The organism is Arthrobacter sp. P1_B11 (genome assembly GCF_056406715.1).
The window spans coordinates 1-26,648 of record NZ_JBFTZQ010000038.1 but is presented as its reverse complement, the minus strand read 5'-3'; the positions used below and the strand labels follow the sequence as shown (position 1 = coordinate 26,648).

26 protein-coding genes are annotated in these 26,648 nt (G+C 65.6%); 4 read left to right on the top strand and 22 right to left on the bottom strand.

Translation table 11 applies throughout. From position 1 onward, the window contains the following. Positions 1–17 precede the first annotated feature (17 nt). From AC1D14_RS20890 to AC1D14_RS20870, 5 genes are all read right to left on the bottom strand, one after another. Complete coding sequence (locus tag AC1D14_RS20890; RefSeq protein ID WP_476969117.1) at positions 18–1,151, bottom strand: LOG family protein; 1,134 nt, start codon at positions 1,149–1,151, stop codon at positions 18–20. Positions 1,152–1,295: 144 nt separating this feature from the next. Then, the gene (locus AC1D14_RS20885) at positions 1,296–2,072 is read right to left on the bottom strand and encodes an SDR family NAD(P)-dependent oxidoreductase (protein ID WP_230117978.1); all 777 of its coding nucleotides are present in this window, start codon (positions 2,070–2,072) and stop codon (positions 1,296–1,298) included. 36 nt (positions 2,073–2,108) lie between these two features. Continuing rightward, positions 2,109–3,473: an MFS transporter gene (locus AC1D14_RS20880; protein ID WP_476882035.1), complete on the bottom strand. Its 1,365-nt coding sequence runs from the start codon at positions 3,471–3,473 to the stop codon at positions 2,109–2,111. Positions 3,474–3,667: 194 nt separating this feature from the next. After that, complete coding sequence (locus AC1D14_RS20875; RefSeq protein WP_230117976.1) at positions 3,668–4,375, bottom strand: FadR/GntR family transcriptional regulator; 708 nt, start codon at positions 4,373–4,375, stop codon at positions 3,668–3,670. A 107-nt stretch (positions 4,376–4,482) separates the two neighbouring features. Then, the gene (locus AC1D14_RS20870) at positions 4,483–4,965 is read right to left on the bottom strand and encodes an SRPBCC family protein (protein WP_476882036.1); all 483 of its coding nucleotides are present in this window, start codon (positions 4,963–4,965) and stop codon (positions 4,483–4,485) included. A gap of 41 nt (positions 4,966–5,006) precedes the next feature. On the opposite strand from AC1D14_RS20870, the gene AC1D14_RS20865 reads away from it, so the two are divergent. After that, positions 5,007–5,807, top strand: coding sequence for a gamma-glutamyl-gamma-aminobutyrate hydrolase family protein (locus AC1D14_RS20865; protein ID WP_476882037.1), 801 nt, complete (start codon positions 5,007–5,009; stop codon positions 5,805–5,807). Positions 5,808–5,860: 53 nt separating this feature from the next. Here the strand turns inward: AC1D14_RS20865 and AC1D14_RS20860 are convergent, their stop codons facing one another. The 4 genes from AC1D14_RS20860 to AC1D14_RS20845 are packed head-to-tail and all read right to left on the bottom strand — an operon-like array spanning position 5,861 to position 9,954. Beyond that, positions 5,861–6,895 (bottom strand): Gfo/Idh/MocA family oxidoreductase, encoded by a 1,035-nt coding sequence (locus AC1D14_RS20860; RefSeq protein ID WP_476882062.1) that lies wholly within the window; start codon positions 6,893–6,895, stop codon positions 5,861–5,863. A 38-nt stretch (positions 6,896–6,933) separates the two neighbouring features. After that, positions 6,934–7,842: an ATP-binding cassette domain-containing protein gene (locus AC1D14_RS20855; RefSeq protein ID WP_230117972.1), complete on the bottom strand. Its 909-nt coding sequence runs from the start codon at positions 7,840–7,842 to the stop codon at positions 6,934–6,936. A gap of 5 nt (positions 7,843–7,847) precedes the next feature. Then, positions 7,848–8,903 carry an ABC transporter permease gene (locus AC1D14_RS20850; protein ID WP_230117971.1) on the bottom strand — a complete coding sequence of 352 codons (1,056 nt, stop codon included), beginning with the start codon at positions 8,901–8,903 and terminating at the stop codon, positions 7,848–7,850. 55 nt (positions 8,904–8,958) lie between these two features. Next, positions 8,959–9,954 (bottom strand): substrate-binding domain-containing protein, encoded by a 996-nt coding sequence (locus AC1D14_RS20845; protein WP_230117970.1) that lies wholly within the window; start codon positions 9,952–9,954, stop codon positions 8,959–8,961. 325 nt (positions 9,955–10,279) lie between these two features. Here AC1D14_RS20845 and AC1D14_RS20840 point away from each other — a divergent pair, with 325 nt between their 5' ends. Continuing rightward, positions 10,280–11,020, top strand: coding sequence for a GntR family transcriptional regulator (locus AC1D14_RS20840; protein ID WP_230117969.1), 741 nt, complete (start codon positions 10,280–10,282; stop codon positions 11,018–11,020). A 52-nt stretch (positions 11,021–11,072) separates the two neighbouring features. Further along, positions 11,073–11,975 carry a 5-deoxy-glucuronate isomerase gene (iolB, locus tag AC1D14_RS20835; protein ID WP_230117968.1) on the top strand — a complete coding sequence of 301 codons (903 nt, stop codon included), beginning with the start codon at positions 11,073–11,075 and terminating at the stop codon, positions 11,973–11,975. 75 nt (positions 11,976–12,050) lie between these two features. On the opposite strand, the gene AC1D14_RS20830 is transcribed toward iolB, so the two are convergent. Beyond that, the gene (locus AC1D14_RS20830) at positions 12,051–12,896 is read right to left on the bottom strand and encodes an aldo/keto reductase (protein WP_476969116.1); all 846 of its coding nucleotides are present in this window, start codon (positions 12,894–12,896) and stop codon (positions 12,051–12,053) included. Positions 12,897–12,930: 34 nt separating this feature from the next. Further along, on the bottom strand, positions 12,931–14,196 hold the full coding sequence (locus AC1D14_RS20825; protein WP_476882041.1) for an MFS transporter: 1,266 nt from the start codon (positions 14,194–14,196) through the stop codon (positions 12,931–12,933). 154 nt (positions 14,197–14,350) lie between these two features. On the opposite strand from AC1D14_RS20825, the gene AC1D14_RS20820 reads away from it, so the two are divergent. Further along, a complete protein-coding gene (locus tag AC1D14_RS20820) occupies positions 14,351–14,800 on the top strand; it encodes a MarR family winged helix-turn-helix transcriptional regulator (protein WP_476882042.1) in 450 nt (149 codons plus the stop codon). 78 nt (positions 14,801–14,878) lie between these two features. Here AC1D14_RS20820 and AC1D14_RS20815 read toward each other — a convergent pair whose 3' ends face one another. From AC1D14_RS20815 to AC1D14_RS20765, 11 genes are all read right to left on the bottom strand, one after another. Next, on the bottom strand, positions 14,879–16,312 hold the full coding sequence (locus AC1D14_RS20815) for a sugar porter family MFS transporter (RefSeq protein ID WP_476882043.1): 1,434 nt from the start codon (positions 16,310–16,312) through the stop codon (positions 14,879–14,881). Continuing rightward, complete coding sequence (locus AC1D14_RS20810; RefSeq protein ID WP_230117963.1) at positions 16,309–17,184, bottom strand: sugar phosphate isomerase/epimerase family protein; 876 nt, start codon at positions 17,182–17,184, stop codon at positions 16,309–16,311. The genes AC1D14_RS20815 and AC1D14_RS20810 overlap by 4 nt, the downstream gene beginning before the upstream one ends. Positions 17,185–17,276: 92 nt before the next feature. Beyond that, on the bottom strand, positions 17,277–18,290 hold the full coding sequence (locus AC1D14_RS20805; RefSeq protein WP_230117962.1) for a Gfo/Idh/MocA family protein: 1,014 nt from the start codon (positions 18,288–18,290) through the stop codon (positions 17,277–17,279). A gap of 35 nt (positions 18,291–18,325) precedes the next feature. Continuing rightward, a complete protein-coding gene (locus AC1D14_RS20800; protein ID WP_230117961.1) occupies positions 18,326–19,237 on the bottom strand; it encodes a sugar phosphate isomerase/epimerase family protein in 912 nt (303 codons plus the stop codon). Positions 19,238–19,328: 91 nt separating this feature from the next. After that, positions 19,329–20,846 carry a CoA-acylating methylmalonate-semialdehyde dehydrogenase gene (locus AC1D14_RS20795; protein ID WP_230117960.1) on the bottom strand — a complete coding sequence of 506 codons (1,518 nt, stop codon included), beginning with the start codon at positions 20,844–20,846 and terminating at the stop codon, positions 19,329–19,331. 45 nt (positions 20,847–20,891) lie between these two features. Continuing rightward, a complete protein-coding gene (iolD, locus tag AC1D14_RS20790) occupies positions 20,892–22,820 on the bottom strand; it encodes a 3D-(3,5/4)-trihydroxycyclohexane-1,2-dione acylhydrolase (decyclizing) (protein WP_476969115.1) in 1,929 nt (642 codons plus the stop codon). Between the two features lie 39 nt (positions 22,821–22,859). Further along, positions 22,860–23,762, bottom strand: a complete 903-nt coding sequence (locus tag AC1D14_RS20785; RefSeq protein WP_230117995.1) for a Cgl0159 family (beta/alpha)8-fold protein — start codon at positions 23,760–23,762, stop codon at positions 22,860–22,862. Between the two features lie 59 nt (positions 23,763–23,821). Then, entirely contained in the window at positions 23,822–24,823 is a 1,002-nt protein-coding gene (gene iolC, locus AC1D14_RS20780; protein ID WP_476969114.1) for a 5-dehydro-2-deoxygluconokinase, read from the bottom strand. Between the two features lie 232 nt (positions 24,824–25,055). Then, positions 25,056–25,460, bottom strand: coding sequence for a tautomerase family protein (locus AC1D14_RS20775; RefSeq protein WP_476969113.1), 405 nt, complete (start codon positions 25,458–25,460; stop codon positions 25,056–25,058). 195 nt (positions 25,461–25,655) lie between these two features. Beyond that, on the bottom strand, positions 25,656–26,129 hold the full coding sequence (locus AC1D14_RS20770; protein WP_230117956.1) for an SRPBCC family protein: 474 nt from the start codon (positions 26,127–26,129) through the stop codon (positions 25,656–25,658). Further along, complete coding sequence (locus AC1D14_RS20765; RefSeq protein WP_476969121.1) at positions 26,126–26,485, bottom strand: ArsR/SmtB family transcription factor; 360 nt, start codon at positions 26,483–26,485, stop codon at positions 26,126–26,128. Before AC1D14_RS20765 ends, AC1D14_RS20770 begins: the two co-directional genes overlap by 4 nt. Positions 26,486–26,648 lie beyond the last annotated feature (163 nt).

Below are 26,648 nucleotides of genomic sequence, written 5' to 3'. Positions count from 1 at the left end.
CCCAGCCTCTCCAGTCATCAGCCGCCCAAAACCGCGAGTGCCTCGTCCACGCTGTCCACCAAAAAGATCCGCTGCTCCATCGCCCTCCCGTGAGCCAGGCTCTGCAGCATGGGCCAGGCCGGATGATGCCGCTCCCAGTGTTCCCGTCCCACCAGCACCATGGGGGTCACGGTTTCCGGTGCACCGTAGTAGTTCTCGCACGCATCCTGGAAGATCTCCTGGATGGTCCCGGCCGAGCCCGGCAGGAACACGATGCCGCCCTTGCACAGCTCCAGGAGGACGGCCTCGCGGACCGCGTTGGCGAAGTACTTGGCAATGTGTGTCGCGAAGAAGTTGGGCGGTTCGTGGCCATAAAACCAGGTGGGGATGCCCAGCGACGACGTTCCGTGAGGGAAACGCGTGACGACGGCCGCCGCGGCCCGTGCCCACGCTGACACCGAGGGCCGGAAGCCGGGGACGGAAGCCAGTTCGGTGAGAACATCCCGGAAATCCTGGTCTGGTGCCTCGCTGAGGTAGGCGCCCAGGTTTGCTGCCTCCATCGCCCCAGGGCCGCCGCCCGTGGCCACCATCCTGCCGCTGCGGGCCAGCAGCCTGCCCAGCGTTGCGGCCTCGGCAAATCCCGCGCTTCCCCGCTGCGACGCGTGGCCGCCCATGACCCCGACGATGGCGCGTCCCCCGCCCAGGACGGAGCGGGCCAGCTCCTCCAGGGCGCCGCCGATCGCGTGGTCATGCAGGGCAGCCGCCAGCGTGGCATCGAGGTGCCGGCGCTGGCCGGGGCGGATACTCCACTGGTACACGAGGGCATCCGGCGTTTCCTCGTACGGCACGTCCAGGATGCCGGCGTAGAGCTCCTGGGGCGTGTACAGCTCACCGCGGTAGGCATCGAACGGCACGCCGGCCAGCTTGGGAAATATCAGGGCACCGCGCCGGCGGAGCGAGTCTTCCACCCCGGGATCGAACGTGCAGCCCATGAAGATGGCGCCTTCCGGCTCCATGGCGGCGAGGACCGGAGCCCTGCCGCGCAGGTCGAGGGACTGTGCGTGCCAGCCATGCATGGTCTTCGCTCCGGCGCTGACGAGCTGGTCAAAGCGGGTGACGCTCTCCACCTCGAGGGTCCGCGGGCTGGGGTTCAGGCTGCCGGAGGGGTTCATGGTGCCAGCGTAGCGGGCTGTTCCAGCGTAGCGGGCTGTTCCAGCGAAGCGGGCCGTGCCAGCGAAGCCAGCCAAGCGGGCTGGAACGCGGAAGTGCCCCGCAGCGGGCTGCGGGGCACTTCCGGTGTTGCTGGTGGGATCAGGTTAGGAGACCTGGAGACCGCCGTTGATGTCATAGGTGGCGGCGGTGATGTAGCCGGAGTCCTGGCCCAGCAGGAAGGAGATGAGTGCAGCAACCTCTTCCCGGGTGCCGACGCGGCCCATCATGATGCCTTCGGACATCTGCGCCTTGCGCTCATCGGACAGCGTGCCGCCCATGATGTCGGTGTCGATAGGGCCGGGGGCGATGGCGTTGACGGTCACGCCAAACTCGCCCACCTCACGGGCCAGCGCCCGGGTGAATCCGATGATGCCGGCCTTGGAGGCGCTGTAGGCAACCTTGGAGTAGGTGCCGCCGCCGCGCTGCGCCGAGATCGAGGAAATGCTCACGATGCGTCCGAGTTTGCGCTCGATCATGCCCTTGAGGACACGCTGGGAGACGATGAACGTCCCACGCATGTTGATCGCGAAAACCTTGTCCCACTCCTCCACGGTGGTTTCCATGAACGTCGTCGGAGAGCTGATGCCCGCGAGGTTGGCCAGGGCCACGATCGGCGGCAGCGACTCTTCGATTTCGCTGATCGCACGGTCCACCGAGGCAGCGTCGGAGACGTCCGCGCCGACACCGATGGCCTTCACCGCACGGTTGGAGCCAATCTCTGCAGCTGCGGCCTTCGCGTCTTCGGCGTTGATGTCCAGGATCGCGATGGACCAGCCCTCGCTGGCCATGCGGTCGGCAGCTGCGCGGCCGATGCCGCGGGCGGAGGCCGCACCGGTCAGCACGACTGTGCGGTCGGCGGGGAAAGCAGTGGTTGAGCTCATTGCAGATATTCCTTCGTGTGGTTCGCTGGGTGGTTCTTAGCGGGAGATGGTGGCTTTGGCTGCAGCTGCGACGGCGGGGTCCAGAGCGGCATCGCCTTCGGGGCGCTTCCGCGCATAGAAGTACGTGGCGACCGCCGTGACGCAGAGGCAGAAGGACAGGAACAACAGACCGCTCTGGTTGTTGCCGGTGGCGTCCTTGAGGAGTCCGACCGCATAGGGGGCCACGAAGCCGCCGAGGTTGCCGAGGGAGTTGACCATGGCAAGGCCGGAGGCTGCTGCCGCACCGGTCAGCGCCGCGGACGGCATGGACAGGAAGGGGGCGATGGCGCCGTAAATGCCCATGGCCGAGACCGTCAGGCCGATGAGTGCCAGAACCGGGTTGATCGGGAGCAGGTAGCCTGCGGCCAGCAGGCCCACGCCGGCGAGCACCATGCTGACCGCGCTGTGCCAGGCCCGCTTGCCGGTCTTGTCTGCACGCTTGCTCCAGAAGTACACGAACACCGCTGCGATGGCGTACGGAATGAGGACGATAAACCCGACCTCCGCGGTGGAGAACTTGCCCAGCGCGGCAACGATGGTGGGCATCCAGAGGCCCAGACCGTAGATGCCGCAGACCAGGCCGAAGTACAGGGCAGAGTAGACCAGGGTGCGCTTGTCCTTGAGGCCGGCCAGGAAGTTATGGCTGCCGCCCTGGGACTTGGCCGCCAGTTCGGCGTCCATGGTGGTGGCGAGCCATTCGCGCTCGTCGTTGTTGAGCCACTTGGCGTCCCGCGGACGGTCCGTCATGAGGATCGGGGTGAGCAGGCCGAGGAGGATGGCCGGGATGCCTTCGAGGATGTAGAGCCACTGCCAGCCGTGCAGTCCGAGGACTCCGTCCATCTGGAGCAGCAGGCCGGAAACCGGGGCGCCGAGGGCGTTGGAGACCGGCTGGGCGAGGATGAAGATGCCCAGGACGGTGACGCGCTGCGCTGCGGGGAACCACAGGGTCAGGTAGAACAGGATGGCGGGGAAGAACCCTGCCTCAGCGGCGCCCAGCAGGAACCGGATGATGTAGTAGGTGGTCTCACCGTTCACGAGGCACATGGCCGCGGCGAATATGCCCCACGTGATGAGGATGCGGGCCAGCCACTTTCGGGCTCCGAACCGGTACATTCCGGCGTTGCTCGGGATTTCGAGCAGCGCGTAGCCGAGGAAGAAGATGCCTGCGCCCAGCCCGTAGGCTGCAGAGGTGAGGCCGATGTCCTCACTCATGGTGAGCTTGGCGAAGCCCACGTTGTTGCGGTCAAGGTACGCAACGAAGTACAGGAGAACGATCAGGGGCATGACGCGGCGGCGGACTTTGCGGAGTGTGCGGTCGCCAAGCTCGCCGAGTCCGGACTTTGTGGTTAATGAAGTCATCATCGACCTTCTATCTGACGGTTCCGGGCCGGCGGCTTCGCGCGGAGGAATCCGATGCTTTTATGGGGGGTTCTGTCCGCTCCAGATCAGAGCGTTTTTTGATTCTTATTTGAATCTGATGTCAGACATCTGACGGAAGAACATGAGCAAAAGCATAGAAGGGTGACGCGCATTACGTCAAGGCCGGTGGGTTCAGCTCAGGACTTCGTGCCGTGGACGTAGCGTTCGTAGTCCTCGAACGTCTGGTCCATATGCTCGTCCATCGCCCGGCGGGCAAGCTCGGAGTCGCCGGTGAGGATGCTGTCCAGCACGCGCTGGTGAAAGGCGATGGCGTGGCGCTGGATCTCCTCGACCGCGGAAGTCTCGCGGCGGGCGCGGTACAGGGACTGGCCGAGCTGGGCGAGCAAGGCACGCACGAACGGGTTGCCCGAAGCCTTCAGCACCACGTCATGGAACGCGATGTCCGCGGTCACGAAGCCGTCAAGGTCGCCGGATTCGTGAAACCGCTTCATGTCGGCGATCGACCGGCGCATGTCCTCGGCGTGCTCCGGCGTGTGGCGCCTGGCGGCGAGCGCGGCCGCGCCGGTCTCCACCATGCGCCGCACCTCAATGAGCCCCCTGGAGACCTGGTCCTCGGCGTTGCCGTATGACGCCGCCTTGATGATCGCGTCAAGGCCGGTCCAGTTGTCCGCGGGATTCACGAAGGTTCCGCGGCCCGCCTTGACGTAAAGGATGTTCTGCGCCCGCAGGGCCTTGAGCGCCTCGCGGACCGTCAGGCGGCTGACGTCGTAGGCCTTGGCGATGTCGGCCTCCGGGGGCAGCGCATCGTGCGGCTTCAGCCTGCCGTCAAGGATGTCGTCCAGCAGGCCGTCGACGAGGTCGTCAACCAGTGTCCTGCGACCCATTGGAACGACCCACTTTCGCCTTGCATGCTGCCCTCGATGGGCCTAACACTACAGAAACGGCGGCGGACCGCGGAAAATGCCCCGGCTGAACGTCAGTCGGCTACGCGTCAGCCGGCAGTGCGTCGGCCGGCAGCGTATGAGTCCGAAACGTAGGTATCCAACCTGGCGAGGGTGTTTTCGATATTGTCGGGGTGGCGCCGGAGGTACCCTGCCAGCCGGAGGAAGAACTTGCCGCGGACCTGGCGTGCGTCCCACTGCTCTGTGACAAGCGTGCCGGGGATTCCGGCCGCGTCCGTGGCCGGCTCCAGCAGGTAGCGCCAGACATGCCCGTAGAAGTGGCGCCAGCCGATCCTGCGCCCTTCTTCGAATTCCGTCACGGTGTTCAGAATCTTGTAGTCCACCTTGACGTTCATTTCCATACCAAACTCAACCCCCGGCCCAAGCCGTTCTGGGCCGCGGGGCTGGGTGCCCCTCACCGTGCCCGAACCGTCGATTTCGCTGTGCAGGGCCGGAGTGGCCAGGACCTCGAAGATCCGGGCCGGCGCGGCGGCGATGAAGCGGTCCCTGGACACGAGATATCGGTTGTTCATCCGGCCAGCCTAGCCGCTAAAAATTGGTGCAGAATTTGAGCATGCAGAGTTCATCGACTGCCGGCAGCCCGCGCATCGGCATCCCTGTCCGGCTCAGCAGTTCAGCCGATCCAGACGCCCGGGTGGCGGAGGCCAACGGCCTCTTCGATTACATCGTGGACCTCGTGCGCGACGGCGGCGGCGAACCGGTGCTGCTGACCCCCGATCTGGTGGAGGGCGGCGTGCTCGACGGCGGCAGGCGCGCCGGCGCGCCTGAGGCGCTCGACGGCGTCGTACTCCCCGGCGGCGGCGACCTCGACCCGCGGCTCTACGGCGAAGTTCCGGGCGGCACCTGCTACGACGTCAACCCGGAACAGGACAGGCTGGACATTGCGGTGGCGCGCCAGGCAATCGACGCAGGGCTCCCCCTGCTGGGCATCTGCCGCGGCCACCAGCTGCTCAACGTCCTTTACGGCGGAACGCTGATTCAGGACATGGCACCGGGCACCGTGCCGCACCGCGACAGCCCCGCTGAAGGCGGCGGACTGTGGGCTTGGCACGACGTGGCGATGACGCCGGGCTCCAAGGTGGCGCGTCTGTACGGCGCCGTCGCAGATCCCGTCCCCGGCATCTCAGGTGCAGGCAGCGTGAAGATCGCGTCGGGCCACCACCAGGCCGTGGCGCAGGTGGCACCAGGCCTGGTGGTGACCGCGGTGGCGGAGGACGGCACCGTGGAGGCACTTGAGGACCCTGAGCGGTGGGTGGCCTCGGTCCAGTGGCATCCCGAGGCGGTCGAACTGCCAGAGGTCCAGCGGCTGGCGCCGTTCCGCGCCTTCGTGGACGTCTGCCGGCGAAACCGCTAGCCTGCCGGTTTCCGGCACCACCCTGAGAAGCTCCGTCCAGGGAAGCTCCGCCCTTAGAGTGCCACGGCGGCAGCCAGCCGCACGGGCAGCCCGGTTTCGAGCGACTCTTGGGCGGCGTCAGCAACCCGGGAGGCCGCCACGGCGTCTTCCGGCGTGCAGGGGTTTTCCCGCCGGCCGAGCACCAGCTCCACGAAGGCCTCCACCTCGGAGCGGTAGGCCTGGTCGAAGCGCTCCGCGAAGGTTTTGTGGGAGGCTCCCGACGGGAACCCAATCCCGGCTTCCGCGGAGGTCACTGCTGATTTCTCGTCAAGGCCCACCATGAGGGAACCGGCCGAACCCTGGATTTCCAGGCGGACGTCGTGCCCGGCCCCGTTGTAGCGGGAGGCCCCTACGGAACCCAGCGTGCCGTCGTCGAACGTCACCACGGCAAGTGCGGTGTCCACGTCCCCCACTGCCCCGATGGCGGGGTCCCCGTTGTTGGAGCCCTTGGCATAGACCTCCACGATTTCCCGGCCGGTGAGCCAGCGCAGAATGTCAAAATCATGGACTGAGCAGTCGCGGAACAACCCGCCCGAGGTCGCCAGGAACTCCACGGGCGGCGGCGCCATGTCACAGGTGACGGCGCGCAGCGAGTGGATCCAGCCAAGCTCGCCTGCCTCGAAGGCGCGCTTGGCCTCGAGATAGCCGGCGTCGAACCGCCGCTGGTGCCCGATCTGGACGGTTCCCTGATTTGCCCGGATGTAGTCCAGGACGGGCAGCGAATCCGCCACGTTCATGGCTACCGGCTTCTCGCAGAACACCGGAATGCCGGCGTCCACGCCCGCCCTGATCAGCTTCGGGTGCGTGCCCGTGCCGGTGGCGATGACCAGGCCGTCGATCCCCGATCCGATCAGCTCCTCCACAGACGGCAGGAACTCCGCGCCCAGACCCAGGGCGATGGTGCGGGCGTGGTCCGCGGCAACATCCGTCAGCCTGAGCCGGACGTTGATCCCCTGCGGCTGCAGCACGCTGTTCAGCGACGCGATGTTGCCGGCGTGCATCACCCCGATGCGGCCGACGCCGACGAGCCCGAGCGTTATGTCCTTCATGCTTTCCTTTTGCTTGGTTGTCAGTCCGATTTCAGGGGTCATGCCGGCAGCTGGCTTGCGGTGCCGGCGACTTCGGCCTGGACTTCCTTGACGACGTCGCCGTGGCCGCCGAGCTGTTCGAGCTCGTGGGCGAGTTCGGCGAGTTCGGCGCCGCCGGCCATCTGGGCGGTGAGTTCGTCGAGGGTGATGTCCTTCTTGTCGTAGTAACCGATGGATTTGCCGCGCTTGAGAAGCAGGAACCGGTCCCCGACGGGGAAGGCATGGTGGGGGTTGTGGGTGATGAAGATGACGCCCAGTCCGCGGTCGCGGGCCTGCAGGATGTAGCGCAGGACGACGCCGGACTGCTTCACGCCCAGGGCGGCCGTCGGTTCGTCCAAGATCAGGACCTTGGCGCCGAAGTAGACGGCGCGTGCGATCGCGACGCACTGGCGTTCACCGCCGGAGAGCTGGCCGATGGGCTGCTCCACATCGCGCAGGTCGATGCCCATCTCGGCAAGTTCCTTTTTGGTGATGTCCTTCATCTTTTGAACGTCCAGGCTCTTGAACGGGCCAAAACCGGACGTCAGCTCGGAACCGAGGAAGAAGTTGCGCCAGATGGGCATCAGGGGAACGACGGCGAGGTCCTGGTAGACCGTGGCAATGCCGGCATCCAGCGCGTCCCTGGGAGAATCGAATTTCCGTTCCTCGCCCATGACGTGGAGCACGCCTTCGTCGTGCCGGTGCAGGCCTGCAATGATCTTGATCAGCGTTGACTTGCCGGCGCCGTTGTCACCCAGGACGCAGGTGACGCGGCCGTTGTCCACGGCCATGGTGACGTCGGTCAGGGCAACGATGTTGCCGTAGTGCTTGCCCACCTTCTCCAGCGAGAGCAGGTGCACCGGGGTGTGGGTGAGTGGATCTTTTTCGTCTTTGAGGAGCTGTTGCTGGTCGATCTGCTTGGCGTTCATGATATTCAGCCTTTACTTGAATCTGCGCGGCGCTTGACGATCAGGTTCACGATGGTGGCCAGGAGAAGCATCAGGCCCAGGAAGAACTTGAACCAGTCCGGGTTCCACTGGGCGTAGACGATGCCCTTGTTGGCCATGCCGAAAATAAAGGCGCCGATCGCGCCGCCCACGGCCGAACCATAGCCACCGGTGAGCAGGCAGCCGCCGATAACTGCGGCGATGATGTAGAGGAATTCGTTGCCCACGCCCTCGCCGGACTGGACGGCGTCAAAGGCGAACAGGTTGTGCATGCCCAGGATCCAGCCGCAAAACCCGACCGCCATGAAGAGGCCGATCTTGGTCGCCTTGACGGGGACGCCGACGGCGCGGGCGGCGTTGGCGTCGCCGCCGACGGCGAAGATCCAGTTGCCGACCTTGGTGCGCAGCAGCACCCAGGACGCCACAGCAACCAGAGCGATCCAGATGAAGACGGTGTTCTTCACATCCACCCCGGCGATGTTCACCGACGAGGAGAAGACGGCCTGCGCTGACTCGTAGCCGTCCATGGTGGAGATGGACGGGGAGGACACACCGCCGCCGATCAGGCGGGTCAGGCCCAGGTTCAGGCCGGTCAGCATCAGGAACGTGGCGAGGGTGACGATGAAGCTCGGGAGCTTGGTCTTCATGAGGATCCAGCCGTTGATGAAGCCGATGCTCAGCGACACCACCAGGGCCAGGATCACGCCGACCCAGACGTTCATGCTGAAGTACCAGCTAAACATCGACGCCGTCAGCGCTGAGCTGATGACCGCGACGCCCGTGGAAAGGTCGAACTCGCCGCCGATCATCAGCAACGAGACCCCCACCGCCATGATGCCGATGGTGGAACTGCCGTAGAGGACGGTGGCGAAGGCATTCGGTTGGATGAACGTCTGGGAAACGGCGGCAAAAAAGATAAAGAGGACGATCGCGCCGACGAGGGCGCCTACTTCCGGACGTCCGAGCAACTGTTGCAGAGGGTTGCGCTTTCCAACGCGTTCATCCACCACAGCTGGTTTTGTCATTGTCGGGGTCATGGTCATGATGATTCTCCTTGCTCCCTGGCCCGGCACTGGGCCGGGCCAGGCTGGCGGACTGTTAGCGGATGCCCTGCTCGGCGAACTTCAGGACGTCTGCGGCGTTGGATTTGTCGACGATGGCCGGACCGGTCAGCACCGACTGGCCGCCACCGAGCTTGAAGCCGCCGCGCTTGTTCTGCCACAACGCGTCAACGGCGCCGTAACCCTGCAGCCACGGCTGCTGGTCCACCGTGAACAGCACGCTGCCATCGACGATCTTCTGGGTAAGGTCGCGGTTGAGGTCGAAGCTGGCCACCTTGGCGGAACTTCCCGCGGTCGCGACGGACTTCAGGAGCGTCAGCGTGATCGGTGCGCCTAGGCCGATGATGACATCAGCATCCTTGGAGGCCTGCAGCTTGGCCGTCGCCGTGGACTCGACCGCCGTCATGTCAGCCCCGTTCACGTACAGGATCTCCGTCCCGGGCACCTTTGACTTCACGCCTTGACAGCGGGCTTCGAGGCCCACATGCCCCTGGGCCTGGATCACGCAGATCGGGTGCTTGAATCCCTCCCCTGCCAGCTTTTCTCCCACGGCCTGACCGGCCAGCTGCTCGTTGGAACCGAAGTGAGTGAAGGCACCGAGCTGCTTGGAGACGGATTCGCCGGCGTTGAGGCTGACGATGGGAATGCCTGCCTCGGCGGCCTTCTTCAGCGAGCCCTTCAGGGCGTCCGGCGTGGCCAGGGTGACGGCTATCCCATCCACCTTCTGGTCGACAGCCTGCTGGATTAACTGCGACTGCCGGCCGGCTTCCGGGTCACCGGTGTACAGCAGCTCCACGTTGTCTTTGGCCGCTGCTTCCTCCGCGCCCTTACGGACGGTGTCCCAGAACGTGTCGCCAGCGGGGGCGTGTGTGATCAGGGCAATTTTCATTCGGGGCGTCGATGCGACCTGGCCCGCGCCGCCTGCGCTGTTGGCTTCGGGGGCCCGTCCGCCCTGGCTGGAGCACGCGCTGAGAGCCAGCATGGGAACAACGGCGGCGAGGACGGCCGTCTTGCGCCACGAAAACTTGACCACGATAAATCTCCTTTGATTTGGGGGCTGGGACCGGCGCCAGGTTGCGGGGTCACCACGCCTTCTACACCGATCATCGTGATTCGGCTCACAGATGTCAATAGTTTGTCCTGACATTAGGATGTTTGTACCTAAAATTCCCAGGATCAGCCACACTCCCGCCCCCAAATCGCACCGGGATGGGGGATCAGAGATATCCGCCGCGGGCCCTTGACCGGGGGCTTCTCGCTGCTATTATCAAAAAGGTAGTATGTCCTATCAAGCGAACATGCACCTGACATACGGGTTCCTGGACGCAGGACGGCCCGCAGCGCAAAGGGAGCACTCAATGGCGAACCAACTTCACCTCAGCATCGACAGATCGTCGCCGGTGCCCCTCTACCACCAGGTGGTGCAGGGCATCGAGGCTGCAATCCACACGGGGCTGCTAGAGCCAGGCAGCCGGCTGGAAAACGAAATCGACCTAGCCGCGCAACTGAACCTCTCCCGGCCCACCATGCGCAAGGCGATGGACGAACTGGTGCGCTCGGGGCTCCTCGTGCGGAAACGCGGAGTGGGCACCCAGGTGGTTTCGAGCCAGGTCCGGCGTCCCCTCGAACTTTCCAGCCTGTACGACGACCTCACTAACAACGGCAGCAAACCCACCACCGACGTGCTCACGTTCGCGCACATCGAGGCCGACGACGCCACGAGGCAGGCTCTGCATTTGCCGGCCGGCGCGAAGGTCTACCACTTCACCAGGCTGCGGAAGGTCGGTGGCAAACCGCTGGCCCTGATGGAGAACTGGGTCCGCGATGACATCACGCACATCGACGAGCAGTTGCTGGGGTCGCAGGGGCTCTACAGTATTTTGCGCAGCGGCGGGGTCAACTTCCGGCTCGCCACCCAGCGCATCGGCGCCATGGTGGCCAATGAATACCAGGCACCCCTCCTCGAGACCGAACCCGGCTCGGCGCTGGTCACCATGGAGCGTACCGCCGTGGACGACACGGGCCGGAACGTCGAGACGGGCCACCACGTCTACCGCGCTGATTCCTACAGTTTTGAAATGACCCTGGTGCAGCGTTAGACGCCTTCAGCGCTGAAGCCTGACCGACTCACAATCTGAAAGAGAACAATCCATGGCCGACTGGGTATATCCGCTGGGCAGCGCAGCCGAAGGCTGCTGGGATGTTTCGCTGGGAACAGCGGACTCCGCACTCACCGTCGAAGGGTGGGCACACACCGGGCTGAAGGTGGCCACACTGGCCCCGGGCGCCGTCGTCGAACTCCCCGCCGCGGGTGAGGAACGGATCGTGGTTCCGCTGGGGGGGGCCTTCACAGTGTCGGTGGACGGCGAGAAGTACGAACTGGCCGGCCGGGCCGGCGTCTTCAGCGGCCCCAGCGATGTGCTGTATTCCGGTGCAGAGAAGGCGGTCTCGGTCACTTCGTCCGACGGCGGACGGGTCGCCATCGCGACGGCACCCGCGAAAGTCCAGTACCCCACCCGTCTGATCGCGGCGGCTGAGACCCCGGTGGAGCTGCGCGGTGCCGGGAACTGTTCGCGCCAGGTCCACAACTTCGGCACCCCCGCGGCGCTGGAGGCGGACCGTTTCATCGTGTGCGAGGTCATCACCCCCGCCGGCAACTGGTCCTCCTACCCTCCCCACAAGCACGACGAGGAGAAGGACGGTGAGACCCGCCTCGAGGAGATCTACTACTTCGAGACCAGGGTGGCAGATGTTCCGGGCGCATCCGGTCCAGGACCTGACGCGGACGCCATCGGATACCAGCGCGTCTATGCCTCGGACGAGCGCCCCATCGACGTCGCAGCCGAGGTCCGCACCGGCGATGTGGTCCTGGTTCCCTATGGCTGGCACGGCCCCGCCATGGCCGCGCCCGGCTACGACCTGTACTACCTCAATGTCATGGCCGGGCCGGGCCGGGTCCGCGACTGGCTCATCAGCGACGACCCCCACCATGGCTGGGTCCGCCAAAGCTGGGAAGGCCAGGACGTGGATCCTCGCCTGCCATTCGGCAGCTAGCGCCCGCCGCCTGGCCTTTGGGCGGCCACCGCCGGCGCAGTCCCACCGGCCGGCCAGCGCCTCGCGCCGGCCGACTCAGCCGTTGAACTCAGAGGGATGCGGCCCGGTCCGGCCGTCCCGTTCAAGGGCGTCGATGGCCGCCAGCTCGGTGTCCGTCAGCTCGAATCCGAACACATCGAGGTTTTCGCGGATCCGCGCCGGAGTGACCGACTTGGGGATGATGATGCGGCCTTGGTGAAGGTGCCAACGGAGGATCACCTGGGCGGGCGTCACACCATGGGCCGCGGCGATGGCGGTGACGGACGGCTCCCCCAGCACGGCCCCCTGCGCGAGCGGACTCCACGCCTCCGTGGCCACGCCGTGGGCTTGGTTTGCCGCAGCGACGTCCCGCTGCTGGAGCGCCGGGTGCAGTTCCACCTGGTTGACGGCCGGTACTGTTCCGCCCAGACCAATGATTTTCTCCAGGTGCTGGGGCAGGAAGTTGGAGACGCCGATGGCTCTGACGCGGCCGTCTGACAGCAGCTTCTCAAGGGCCCGCCAGGACTCAAGGTAACCGGCCGTGGCCGGAGCCGGCCAGTGAATGAGGTAGAGGTCCAGGTAGTCGAGGCCCAACTTTGCCAGGCTCGACTCGTAGGCAGCGAGGGTGGCGTCGTAACCGTGGTCGGCCACCCACACCTTGGACGTGACGAACAGTTCGCCGCGCGGTATCCCCGACCCCGCCAGGGCGCGGCCGGTTCCGGCCTCGTTTCCGTAGATCGCGGCGGTATCGATGCTCCGGTAGCCGGCTGCGAGGGCCGCGCTGACCGCGTCGGTGGTCTCGTCGTCGGACACCTGGAAGACTCCGAAGCCGAGCTGCGGCATCTGGACGCCGTTGTTGAGCGTGACGGTAGGGATGGGCGTGGTGATCTGACTTGCATTCATGGAAGTTCTCTCTTGTTGTGGTGTTTTGCCAGGGTCAGCGGACTGCCGGAAGTGCAGGAGCGACGGCGCCGGACCCGACGGAATCTGCAGGAGCGTTGGTGGTGGACCCGACCGAATCTGCAGAAGCGTCGGTGGGACCAGGGTTTGGCGCGGAGTCGGGCGCCTTGGCCGCGGCGATGGCCATCACGGCCAGGCCCAGCATGGTGATGCCGGCGCCGGCCCAGATGGGCGAGGTGTAGCCGAGGCCGGCGGTGATGGTCACGCCGCCCAGCCAGGCGCCGAGGGCGTTGCCTACGTTAAACGCGCCGATGTTGGCGCCGGACGCGAGGGTGGGGGCGCCGTCGGCGTATTTCATGACCCGCATCTGGAGGCCCGGCACCGTGGCGAAGCCGAAGCCCCCCATCAGGACCATGGAGGCGATGGTCAGGACCTGGTTGCCGGCCGTTAGGGCGAAGGCCACAAGCACCACCACAAGCACCGACAGGACCACCAGCAGCGTGCGGTCCACATTGTGGTCGGCAGCCTTGCCGCCGAGCGTGTTGCCGATGAAGAGGCCAACGCCGAACACGATCAGGAGCCACGGGACTGTGGAGGCGGAAAATCCGGAGATCGTAGTCAGGGTGAAGGCGATGTAGGTGAAGGCGCCGAACATGCCGCCGTAACCAAGGATGGTCACCAGGATGGACAGCCAGACTTGGCCGGAGCGGAAGGCACGCAGTTCGCTGCGCAGGCCGCCGGGGGCTGTGTCACCGCTGCCGGTTCTGGGCACCAGTGCCAAGATGCCCGCGAGCGCCAGCACGCCGATTCCGGTGATGGCCCAGAACGTGGAGCGCCAGCCGGCAGCCTGGCCCAGCATGGTGCCGAAGGGCACGCCCAGTACGTTGGCCGCAGTGAGGCCTGTAAACATGATGGCGATAGCGCCGGCCTTCTTGGTGGGCGCCACCATGTCCGCGGCCACCACAGCACCGATGCCGAAGAAGGCGCCGTGCGCAAGGGCTGCCACAATGCGGCCGATCATCATCATCCCGTAGTCGGGCGCCGTGGCGGAGATGAGGTTGCCGGCAATGAACAGCACGAGCAGGGCGGCCAGCACTGGCTTGCGCTCGAACCGGGTCACCGCGGCGGTCAGTCCGAGTGCACCGACCACCACCGCCAGCGCGTAGCCGGAGATGAGCCAGCCGGCCGAGGCTTCGCTGACCTGGAAGTCGGCGGCCACTATGGGCAGCAGGCCCATGATGACGAACTCGGTGAGTCCGATGCCAAACCCGCCAAGGGCGAGGGCAATCAGGCCAATAGGCATGGGAGTGCTCCTTAGAAACTGTACGGAATGGGGTGGGGCGCGTACGCTAGTAGTTGCAGACGCGTTATTTATTGTTGCACAAGCAGATACCCCGCGCAAGCAACTATATATTTGGGCCTCCCCGTTTGGCGGCGAGGCTGGAGGAGGACAAACGATGGGCATCAAGGATGACGCCGTGGAAGTGCGCGCGCAGGGCTGGCGCACGCTGGCGGCACTGCACGGCCTGATCGAAGCGGAACTTGAACGCTCGCTGCAGGCGCACGCCCAGCTGTCAGTAGTGGAGTACACGGTGCTGGATGCGCTCAGCCGGCAGGACGGCTGGCACATGCGCATGCAGCAGCTGGCCCGCGCCACGGCCCTCAGCGCCAGCGCGACCACCCGGCTGGTCAACAGGCTGGAGGACCGCGGGCTGCTGACGCGCATCCTGTGTGCCGACGACCGCCGCGGAATCTACACGGAGCTGACCGCCAACGGCATCAAGCTGCTGGAGGAGGCCCGTCCGGTCCACGACGCAGCGCTGGAGCGGACCTTGGCCGAAGCCCAGGAGGTCCCCGAGCTGGCTCCGCTGGTGGACGCCCTCCCCCGGTTGCACGCCAGCGTCTAGGGGCGCGACCCGGAACAAGCACAAAGCCCCGCCCCGCATCTGATGCGGGGCGGGGCTTCGTTGGCTGTCCGGCCGGACTTACTTTGCAGGGACCTGCTTAAAGTAGTGCTCCAGGTCCTCGAGGCTCTTGCCCCGGGTTTCCGGCACCACGCGCTTCACCCAGACGATGGCGGCCAGCTGGATGACGACGAAGCCGAAGAACGTAGCTGAAACGCCGATCCCGGCGACCATCTGCGGGAAGAAGAAGCCGATCAGGAAGTTGATCATCCACAGCACGAAGACGCAGATGCCCATACCGATCCCGCGGACGTGCAGCGGGAAGATCTCGGACATTGTCAGCCACGTGACCGTGCCGATGCAGGACTGCATGGACGCCAGGAACGTCACCATGAACAGCAGCACGAGGTAGCCGCGGAACGTGCCTTCCGGGATCAGCATCGAAATCAGGCCGATGGCCAGCAGCGAGGACGCCGTTCCGCCCAAGCCCACAATCAGCATGGACTTCCGGGCCACGCGCGTCATCAGGGACATGCCGACGATGACGGCGACCACGGAGGTGACGCCGTTAACGACGTTTGCGAGCAAGGCGCCTTGGTCCCCGAAACCGGAGCTGGAGAGGATGGAGGTGCCGTAGTACATGATGGCGTTGACGCCGCTGATCTGGTTGATGATGGCCATGCCCAGGCCCACCAGGAAAATCCGCCGGATCCAGGGCACGGTGAGGTCCCGGAAGGTTCCAAGCTTGGATTGGTAGTCCTCCCTGGCGGCCTGGCGCACCTCATCGAACTCGGTTGAAATGTCCCCCGACGCGCGGGTCTTCCGCAGCACGTCCAGGACCTCGCCGAAGCGTCCTGCCGAGGCCAGCCAGCGCGGGCTCTCAGGCAGCACCAGCATTCCGAACCACAGCACCACGGCCGGCAGCGTGGCGATCACGAGCATCCACCGCCATACGTGAGAGGCGTCCGGGAAGGCATTGCCCAGCACGGCGTTGAACGTGAACGCCAGGAACTGGCCTGTGACAATCATCAGCTCGTTCTGGGTGACGATCCGCCCACGTTGGGCCGCCGGCGACATTTCCGCCAAGTACACGGGGACGATCACGGATGCCCCGCCGACCGCCAAGCCAAGGAGCGTGCGGGCGGCGATGAGGAGTTCCGTCGTGGGCGCAAAGGAACAGGCGACGGTGGCCACGGCGAAGATCAGGGCGAGCCCCATGATGGACCTGCGGCGGCCGAAACGGTCCGACAGCCGGCCGGCCGTGATGGCGCCGAACGCAGCGCCGAACAGCAGGGTGGACGTGACCAGCCCTTCCGTCAGCGGCGTCAGCCCGAGGTCGCGCTGCATGAAGGGCAGCGCACCGTTGATGACGCCGGTGTCGTAGCCGAACAGCAGCCCGCCAAAGGTGGAGAACAGGGCAACCCGCCGCAAGAACCCCTTGGGATTGGCGGCGGCGGCCCGTACCGGGGTTTCTGTGGTCACAGAGCTCGCGTGGGTGTCTTCCCGTTGCCTCATACGCTGACCTTCTGCACGTACTGCTTCATCGTCTCCAGCTGGAACCGCGAAACGTCCGCCGCGTTGTCGTCCTCGGCAAAGACGCTGGAGACCATCACGGTGTCGTCGCGGTCCAGGAAGCCGATTTCGTGCAGGCCGCCGAAGAACTCGTCCCAGTTGACGTCGCCGTCGCCGATCTTCAGGTGCTGGTGCACGCGCACGGGATTGCCGGGCGGGTTGGTGATGTACCGCAGGCCGTGCGAAGCGTGGTGGTCCATGGTGTCGGCGACGTGGACCAGGCGGAGCTTGTCCCCCGCGGCGCGCATGATATCCAGGGGTGCGTTCTTCATGTGGAAGCTGTGCGAGGCCACGTAGACCAGGCCGACGTTCTTGGAGTTCAGGCCGCGGATGACTCGGATGGCGGCAAGTCCCTCTTCGACGAAGTCGTCCGGGTGCGGATCGATCAGCAGGTCGATGCCTTCGCGTTCGATGATCGGCAGGAGCTCTTCCATGGAGCGGTAGAAGGCCCGCTCTGATTCTTCGGCCTTTTCGGGGCGGCCGCTGAATTCGGTGTTCATGGTGCTGACGCCAAGGTCCACGGTGATCTGGATGGCTCGCTTCCAGTAGCGGACGGCTGCCTCGCGCGCGTCCTCGTCCGGACCTGACCAGCGGAGCACAGGCAGGACGGAGGCGATCTCGATCCCGGCGTCCCTGCAGGCCTTGTTGAGCTGGCCCACCAGTTCGTTGTCCGCCTTCGGGTGGTTGTAGAACGGGATGAAGTCGGCGTGCGGGGTCATCTGCATGTACTTGTAGCCGAGGTCCGCCACCGCCCGGGGGAATTCGAGCAGGCTGTGCGAGTGGTGGAACGGGGTGGGATCTAGCGCGATTTTCACGTGGAACACTCCATTGTGGATCAGTCAGGTTGTGCATGGGGCTGGAACGAAGGGGAAGGGGCAGGCCACAGGCCCGCCCCTTCCCCTTCTTCCTAGCTGTAAAGGGCAGGCTTGGCGTTCAGCTTTACGGCGACCTTTTCGCCGTTCTTCTGCGCTTCAACGCCGGCTTCGCAGCAGGCTGCGGTGGCGTAGCCGTCCCAGGCGGTGGGGCCGCCGATTTCGCCGCGGCGTGCCGCGTCCACCCATGACTGGATTTCGACGTCGTATGCCGCACCGAAGCGCTCCTCGAAACCGGGCGCGACGTTGCCGCCCCAGCGGCCTGCGCTGCGCGTGTAGGGTCCCTTGTCGCCCCCGATGCTAACGATGCCGTCTTCGAAGGAGGCCTGGGTGGCCACTTCATAGCCAAACTTGGCGTTGACGTAGATCTCGACGTCGGCCAGGACACCGGACTCGGTCTCGATCAGCACATGCTGCGGGTCGTGCTGGCCGGCCGGGGCGTTTTTCGTGGCCTTGCCCAGGCGCACCTGCACGCTGGTGATTTCCTCGCCGGTGAAGAACCGGATGGCGTCAAATTCGTGCACCACGGAATCGTTGATCAGCATCTCGTTGGTGAAGCCGGCCGGAGTGGTGGGGTTGCGGTGCTGGTGGTGCAGCATCAGCAGTTCGCCCAGTTCGTGGTCCCGGATGACCTGCCCCAGGGCGGCGTATTCGGCGTCGAAGCGTCGCATGAAGCCCACCTGGATGCGTTTGCGGCCCAGCTTTTCCTCGGCCTGGACGATCTTCCAGGAGGACTCGGCATCCGGCGTCAGCGGCTTTTCGCACAGGATGGGGATGTCCTTGGCGATCGCTTTCAGCAGGATGTCCTCGTGAAGGAAGCCCGGAGTGGCGATCAGCACGGCGTTGACGTCGCCGTTGTTGAGGGCCTCCTCGGCATCGGCCAGGGCTACTGCGCCCGGGATGCCTTCGATGGCTGCCTGCGCACGGGCGAGATCGACGTCGACGACGGCGGCAACTTCGGCACCGTGGATGCGCGTGCTGAGGCGCTGGATGTGGTCCGCGCCCATGCGGCCGGCGCCGATAACGGCGACGCGAAGGGTTTCAGTCATTGTCATTTCCTTACGTTTCGGGTGCCAGGCGGCGGTTAGTTGACGGCCGTGCGGGAGCCGCAGGAGAGGAGGTAGTTCCGGGTGCGCTTGGCGATCGGCATGGGAACGTCGAAGGCTACCGGGTACATGTCCTGTTCCACGATGCCGAAGATGGGCCGGTTCAGGGCCTCCACAGCTTCGATGACGGCGCGCAGGTCCGGCAGCCCGTTGGGCGGCTCGGTCATCACGCCGGCCAGGTTGGCGGCTGCCCAGGTCATGTTTTCCTCGTTGACCTTTTTGAGGATGTCCGGGTTGATCTGCTTCAGGTGCAGGTAGCCGATGCGGTCCGGGTAGTTCTTGATGAGCTCAAGGCTGGAGGCTCCGCAGTATTCGGCGTGGCCGGTGTCCAGGCACAAGTTCAGGTATTTCGGGTCCGTGGCGGCCAGCAGGGTCTCGATGTCCTCCTGGGCCCCGACGTGGGAATCGGCGTGCGAATGGAACTGCTGCTTGAGGCCGAAGTCCTCCAGCAGGGTCTTGCCCAGGCGGTTGTGGCCGCTGAACAGGTCGCTCCAAGCCTTCTCGGTGAGTTCGCCGCTTTCAACGGCTTCCCCGGTGACGTCGTCGCGCCACATGGCCGGGATGACCACGATGTGCTCGCCGCCCATCGCGGCCGTGAGCTCCGCGACCTTGCGGGCAGGTTCCCAGGCGGTCTCCCACTGGTCCAGCCCGCGGTGGAACGCCGTGAAGACCGTTCCGGCGGTGACCTTCAGGTCGCGCTGCTTAAGCTCCTCGGCCAGCCGGGTGGGGTCGCTGGGCAGGTAGCCGTAGGGGCCAAGTTCGATCCACTTGTAGCCGGATTCGGCCACTTCGTCGAGGAACCGCTCCCAAGGGGTCTGCTTGGGGTCATCCGCGAACCAGACACCCCAGGAGTCCGGCGCGGTGCCGATGATCAGTTTGTTCTCAGTCATTGTGCGTTCCTTCTCATCGATTGCTCCGCAGGTGCCGTTTTGGACGCTCAAAACGGCGGTTATGGAGCAATCGATGGTGATTATTGAGGGGTTAGTTGGACGGGAAGTTGTAGGAGGCACCCGAGGCGTGGGTGGGCTCCGGCCAGCGTGAGGTGACTACTTTGCCGCGGGTGTAGAAGGAGACGCCTTCGGGGCCGTAGATGTGCTTGTCACCGAACAGCGAAGCCTTCCAGCCGCCGAAGGAGTGGTAGGCCACCGGGACGGGCAGCGGCACGTTGATGCCGATCATGCCGACGGTGACGGAGCGCTGGAATTTGCGGGCGTTGGCGCCGGAGGAAGTGAAGATGGCGGTGCCGTTGCCGTAGGGGTTGGAGTTGATCAGGGCGATGCCTGCGTCCAGGTCCTCCACGCGGACCACGACGAGGACCGGTCCGAAGATTTCCTCGGTGTAGGCGGTCATTTCGGTCTTGACGTGGTCCAGGACGGTGGGGCCGACCCAGAAGCCGTCCTCGTGGCCGGGGACCACCAGGTCGCGGCCGTCCACCACCATGGCGGCGCCGGCGGCTTCGGCTTCGGTGACGATCTTGATGATGCGTTCCTTGGAGGCGGGTGTGATGACCGGGCCCATTTCGGCGTCGGGCGCGGTGCCGTTGTTGACCTTGACGGCGAGGGCGCGCTCTTCGACCTTCTTGACCAGCAGTTCGGCGGCATCGGCGACGGCGACGGCGACGGAGATGGCCATGCAGCGTTCACCCGCGGACCCGAAGGCGGCGGCGGCGAGGTGGTCGGCGGCGTTGTCGAGGTCGGCGTCGGGCATCACGATGGCGTGGTTCTTGGCGCCGCCCAGGGCCTGGACCCGCTTGCCGTGCTTGGTGGCGGTCTCGTGGACGTACTGGGCGATCGGGGTGGAGCCGACGAAGGAGATGCCGTCCACGTCCGGGTGGGTCAGGAGCCCGTCAACGGTTTCCTTGTCGCCGTGCAGGACCTGGAAGACGCCGTCGGGCAGGCCTGCCTGCTTCCACAGCTTGGCCAGCAGCATCGAGGCGGAGGGGTCGCGCTCGGAGGGCTTGAGGATGAAGGCGTTGCCGGTGGCGATGGCCATCGGCGCCATCCACAGCGGCACCATCACGGGGAAGTTGAACGGGGTGATGCCGGCGACGACGCCGAGCGGCTCGCGGAAGGAGAAGACGTCGATCCCGGTGGAGACCTGGTCCGAGTAGTCGCCCTTGAGCAGGGTCGGGATGCCGCAGGCGAATTCGATGACCTCGAGGCCGCGTCCGATTTCGCCCTTGGCGTCGGAGAGGACCTTGCCGTGCTCGGCGGTGATCAGTTCGGCGAGATCGTCAACGTGGGAGGCGACGAGTTCGCGGAACTTGAACAGCACCCCGGTGCGCTTGGCCAGGGAAATGTCACCCCAGGAGTCGGCAGCCTTGCGGGCCGCAGCGACGGTGGCATCCAGGTCCGCCCGGTTGGCCAGCCGCAGCTCCGCGGACACGGCGCCGGTGGCCGGGTTGTACACGGGCTGGCTGCGGTCCCCTTCGCCGGCGGTCTCGGCGCCGTTGATGAAGTGGCCGATTGTGGTGGTGCTTTGGTCAGTAATGGCAGTCATGGGGCTCTTCCTTGAGTGGTCGAAGGGTGCTGTTGTTCGCGAAGTTCAGCCAAGCAGCTTGCGCTGGCGGTTCTTGTGGTCGGTGTAGGTCTTGAAGGCCTGCCGGGTGGAGTCGAGCTCGGAGACCTGGGAGACGGGAACGTCCCACCATGATTCGGAACTCGGAGCGTCCAGCAGGGGGTCGGATTCGACGTGGATCAGGATGGGTCCGCCGCGCTCCGGTGCTGCCTTGGCGTCGCGGATGGCCTGTTCGAGTTCGGCGATGACCTTCTCGCCCTGTTCGATCCGGATCACCTTCACGCCGAGGCTTTCGGCGTTCAGGGCCAGGTCCACCGGGAGGGTTTCGCCTTCGTCGAAGCTGTGCTGCTCCTCGTTCAGGGCCCGGTACTGAGTGCCGAAGCGCTGCGAACCGAGTGATTCGGAGAGGGATCCGATCGAGGCGTAGCCGTGGTTCTGGATGAGGACCACGATCAGTTTGATGCGCTCGGCGACGGCGGTGACCAGTTCGGTGTGCATCATCAGGTAGGAGCCGTCCCCCACCATGACCACGACGTCGCGCTGTGCCCCGCCCTGCGCGGCCTCGGCCAGGGCCGCGCGCTTGACGCCGAGTCCGCCGGGGATTTCGTAGCCCATGCAGGAGTAGGCGTATTCGACGTGGTAGCCGAACGGGTCGCGGACGCGCCACATCTTGTGCAGGTCCCCGGGCAGGGATCCCGCGGCGCAGATGACCACGTCCTGGGCGTCCATGGCGCGGCTGGTGGCGCCGATGATCTCGTTCTGGGCCGGCAGCGGCGTGAACCGGGTATCGAAGGCTTCATCCACGGTGGAGTCCCAGCGCTTCTTTTCCGCCGCGACCTGCTGTTCCAGGTCTGCGCCCACGCGGTAGCCACCCAGGGCCTGGTTGAGCTTGACCAGGGCCTTCCGGGCGTCGGCCACGATCGGCAGCGAGGTGCCGTGCTTGTAAGCATCGATGGATGCGACGTTGATGTTGATGAACTTCACGTCCGGGTTCTGGAACGCGGTCCGGGAGGCGGTGGTGAAGTCCTCGTAGCGGGTGCCGATGCCGATGATCAGGTCCGCCTCGGCGGCGATGGCGTTGGCCGCCGTCGTGCCGGTGGAGCCGATGGCGCCGAGCGAGAACTTGTGGTCCCAGGGCAGGACGCCGACGCCGGCCTGGGTGTTGCCCACCGGGATGCCCGTCAGCTCAACGAACTTCGCGAGTTCGTCGTTGGCGTAGGCGTAGAGGACGCCGCCGCCGGCGATGATGAGCGGGCGCTTCGCGGCCCGGATGGCTTCGGCGGCACGGCGGATGTCCTCGTCGTCGGCGTCGGGGCGGCGGATCCGCCACTCGCGTTCCGCGAGGAACTCCTCGGGCACGTCGAAGGCCTCGGCCTGGACATCCTGCGGGAGCGAGATGGTGACGGCGCCGGTTTCGGCCGGATCCGTCAGGACACGCAGGCCGTGGTGAAACGCGGAGAAGAGCTGCTCTGGCCGGGAGACACGGTCGAAGAACTTGGACAGCGGCCGGAAGGCGTCGTTGACGGTGATGTCGTAGGCGTAGGGCTGCTCGAGCTGCTGCAGGACCGGGTCCGCGGCGCGCGTGGCAAAGGTGTCACTCGGCAGCAGCAGCACCGGCAGGCGATTGGTGGTGGCCAGCGCCGCCCCGGTCAGGAGGTTCGAGGAACCCGGCCCGATCGAGGTGCTGATGGCGAACGTCTGGCGGCGCCGGGTGTGGCGCGCATAGCCCACGGCCTGGTGCGCCTGTGCCTGTTCGTTGCGGCCCTGGTAGTAGGGCATGATCGTCGGATCGAGCTGCTGGTACTGCTTCAGGGCCTGCCCGACGCCGGCAACATTGCCGTGCCCGAAGATGCCGAACGTTCCGGGGATCAGGCGTTCGCGGTAGTCCTGGCCGCCGACCGTGTCCACGGTGTACTGCCTGGACAGGTATTCGACGACAGCCTGGGCGACCGTCATTCTGCGTGTTCCTGCTGCTGTTCTCGTCCCCATGGGAAGTTACTCCGATACTTCTGCGGTGTGGTTAAGGAGGGAGGCGGCGGTGGCCACGGCGCCGGCAACATCGCCGTCCTGCGGGTACAGGAGCGTGCGGCCGACGGTAAGGCCCTGCACGCCGGGGAGGGCCAGCGCAGCTTGCCAAGTGGCGAAGACTTCGTCCTGGGTGCCTTCCGGATCTCCGCCCAGGAGCACTGTGGGCATGGTGGTGGCGGCCATGACGCGCTCCATCTCGGCCACGACGGGAAGCTTCATCCAGGTGTACGCGCTGGTGGAGCCCAGGCCCTCGGCGATGGCGATGGACTTGATGACGGCGTTGGTGGAGAGGTCGTTGCGGACTTTGCCGTTTTCGCGGACGGACAGGAAGGGCTCCACCATCGCGATCAGCCTCCGTTCGGCAAGCGAATCGATGGCCTTGGCCGTCGCTTCCAGCATTGAGACGGTGTCAGGGTCGCCGAGGCAGATGCGCGTGAGCATCTTGCCGCCGTCGGCACCCAGTGCCTCCAGTGCAGCGGCAGTGTGGCCGGTGAACCGGTCATCGAATTCGTTCACCAGGCCGGCGAGTCCGCCGCGGTTCATGGAACCGAAAACCAGTTTGCCCTCGAGTGCTCCGAGCAGGAGCAGGTCATCCATGATGTCCGGCGAGGCGAGCACGCCGTCCACATCAGGGTTGGCCAGCGCAATCTGCAGGCGGTCCAGCAGCTGCCGGCGGTCCGCCATGGCCACAGGGTCGCTACCCACCGCGAGGGCGCCGCGGGCGGGGTGGTCGGCGGCGACGATGAAGTTCTGCCGGCCGTACTTGAGGCCGGGGTGGCGGCGGCGGGCGTTCGCGGCCCGGGCAACAGCGTCCGGATCTTCCAGGCGGATGGTGCTCAGATGCGCGTAGCGGCGGGGATCGTCGTCCACGTCCGCGGTGAACGGTGCGGAGTTTGGGGCACCCGGGCTTGTCCGGGAGACGTGGAGGGTCACAGTGCTGCTCCTTCGGTGGCAAACTGCCCGGGTACAAGGCGGCCGCGTTCGGCCAGCAGCGAGGTGACCTCGTCCGGCGTCGGCATCGCGTCGGCGCAGGAGAGCCGGGAGGCCACCAGCGCGCCGGCGGCGTTGGCGTAGTCGAGGACCTGGGCCAGCGGCCAGCCGGACAGCAGTCCGTGGCAGAACGCTCCGCCGAAGGAATCTCCGGCACCCAGGCCGTTGACGGTCTCCACCGGCACCGGGGCGGAGACGACGCGTTCGGTGCGGGTCTTGGCCATGACGCCTTCGGGGCCGAGCTTGACGACGGCGATTTCGACGCCGGCGGCCAGGAGCCGGTCTGCCTGTTCGTCCGGGGTTCCCTCGCCCACCGCCACGGCACATTCCTTGTCGTTGCCGATCGCGACCGTGACGTGCGGGAGGACCTTGGCCACTTCGGCGCGGGCTTCTTCCTCGGACGCCCAGAACATGGGCCGGTAGTCGAGATCCAGGACGGTGTACTGGCCGTCCTTCAGTCCCGTGCGGGGCCGTGCTTCGTGGGCCTTGAGGTGAGCCCCGCGGCTGGGTTCCTGGCACAGGCCGGTGACGGTGGACCAGAAGATCCGTGCGTCCCGGATGGCGTCCAGGTCCAGCTCTTCGGCTTTGATCTGCAGGTCAGGGGCCGTGGGAAAGCGGCCGTAGAAGTACAGCGGGAAATCTTCCGGCGGCTTGATCGCGCAGAACGTCACCGCAGTCGGCCATTCCCGCACTGGCGTAACGAAGGAATCGTCCACGCCGAACTTGCGCAGTTCCCGGTGCAGATAGGTCCCGAAGGCGTCGTCGCCGGTCCGTGTGATGACCGCAGAGCGGCGGCCGTGGCGGGCGGCGGCGACGGCCACGTTTGACGGGGAGCCCCCGAGGTATTTACCAAAGGACATCACGTCCTCCAGGTCCACCCCAATGTCGTTCGGGTAGATATCAACGCTGATGCGCCCGATCGTAAGCAGTTCGTGGGTCACGGTGATCGCGGACCTTTCTGTTTAAACTCTGTACCTAAGCAGCCGAACAGCCAGGGCTCCGGTGCGTCGCGGCCCCCGTGAGCGGGACCACATCACCTACTTTGCCCTAGAATTAATGTCCTGTCAAAGGTTTGTACTGACATATTTACAACCTGCATTTGGCAGCCCAAAACGTTGGACAAGCCCCGCGTGGAGCACGGGCAAGGCAGGCCCGTGCGGACGACGGACGATGCTACTTCCGGGGGACCGCCAACTCACCGGTGACGTACTGGGCGCGGCCAAATCCGAACGACCAGTCCCCCGCTGCATTTTCCACATAACCGATAAATATGTTCTCGCCGGCAACCCCAAGGTTCCCCAGTTTCGCTGCCACCGCCGCAAAAAGGGCCTGCTTGGCTTCCTGGCTGCGGCCGGCCTGCGTGAAGATCTGGATCATGACCACTTCCGGGGTCCGCTCAAAACCGAGCCCGGCGTCCTGGGCGACAATCTGGCCCGCAGGATGCTCGGTCATGATATGGAAGTAGTCACGCTCCGGAAGGCCATACTCAGCCAGGATGGCGTCATGGATCCCCCGGCTGAGTTGCTGCAGTTCTTCGGGACTGCGGCCCGCATTGACATCGATGCGCACGAGTGGCACTTCTGCTCCTTTGATAGTTTGTCCTGACATACTATCAACGTTATTCGACAAGGAACCGGGCATGAGCCGTCACATCGCGCCCCCGCCCGGATGCGCAGAAACCTGCCGCAGAAAGAAGTACGACGCCGGGCGGTCACCTTCTCCATAAAGGTGACCGCCCGGCGTCGTACTTTTGGTGTATCGCGGCAAGCGGAACTACTTGGCGAGCAACTCCTCCAGCCGTTCATAACCGTCGCTCAAGCCGCCCTCCATGCCGGACTGGGCCATGCCGTCGCGCGCCTCCTGGGTGGGATAGACAGAATGACCCCTCAGCCGGCAGCGGCCGCCGCCGAGGTCCTCGAAATTCATGAATTCGATGCTGACTACGTCCGGGTAGCCGCTGAACTCGAAGGTCTGGATGGCGAAGTCGTTCTCGCGGACTGTATGGAAGATGCCGCTGAACTCGTAAGACACCCCGTCGGGGCCGGTGTGGTTGTACAGGTAGCTGCCGCCGGAGCGGAAGTCATAGTGGTCGATGTCCACGTTGGTGCCGCGCGGGCCCAGCCACTGGGTGATCAGCTCCGGCTCCTTGTGGGCGCGGAACACATCAGCGACCGGGAAGTCGAACTCCCGCTCGTAATCGATGAACGGGACGCCGTCCGGGACGGTGAGTTTAAGCGCGTTGCTCATTGTCTGTCCTTTTGACTGGTGCCGCTTGGCGCGGCATTGGTGCGGAGCACGGCGTCGAGGCTGCGGAACTGCGCCTCACGGACCAACCGGTACTGGTCAATCCACGCGGTGAGCGCTTCGAGCCGTGCGGGGTTCAGGTGGACGGGCCGGCGCTGGGCATCACGGGTACGCGTTACCAGCTGCGCCTGCTCGAGGACCTGGATGTGCTTCGAGATCGCCTGCTTGGTGATCGCGAAGGGTTCGGCCAGTTCATTGACGGTGGCGGGGCCCTTGCTGAGCCGGGAGATGAGGCGGCGGCGGACCGGATCGGACAGGGCCAGGAAGGCCAAGTCGAGGAGGTCGTCGTCACTGCCCATGTCCGCTGCCACTGCCTTTGCTTCTCTTGCCTGGTTCTTTCTGAATGTAATCAACGTATCAGTTGATCAACCTATCGGTTGTTAACCAGCGTAGACCCGCCCACGATGCCGCGCAAGAGGTACCCCTTAAGCAAAAAACGCGGGGTCACTCCCAGCCCAATCC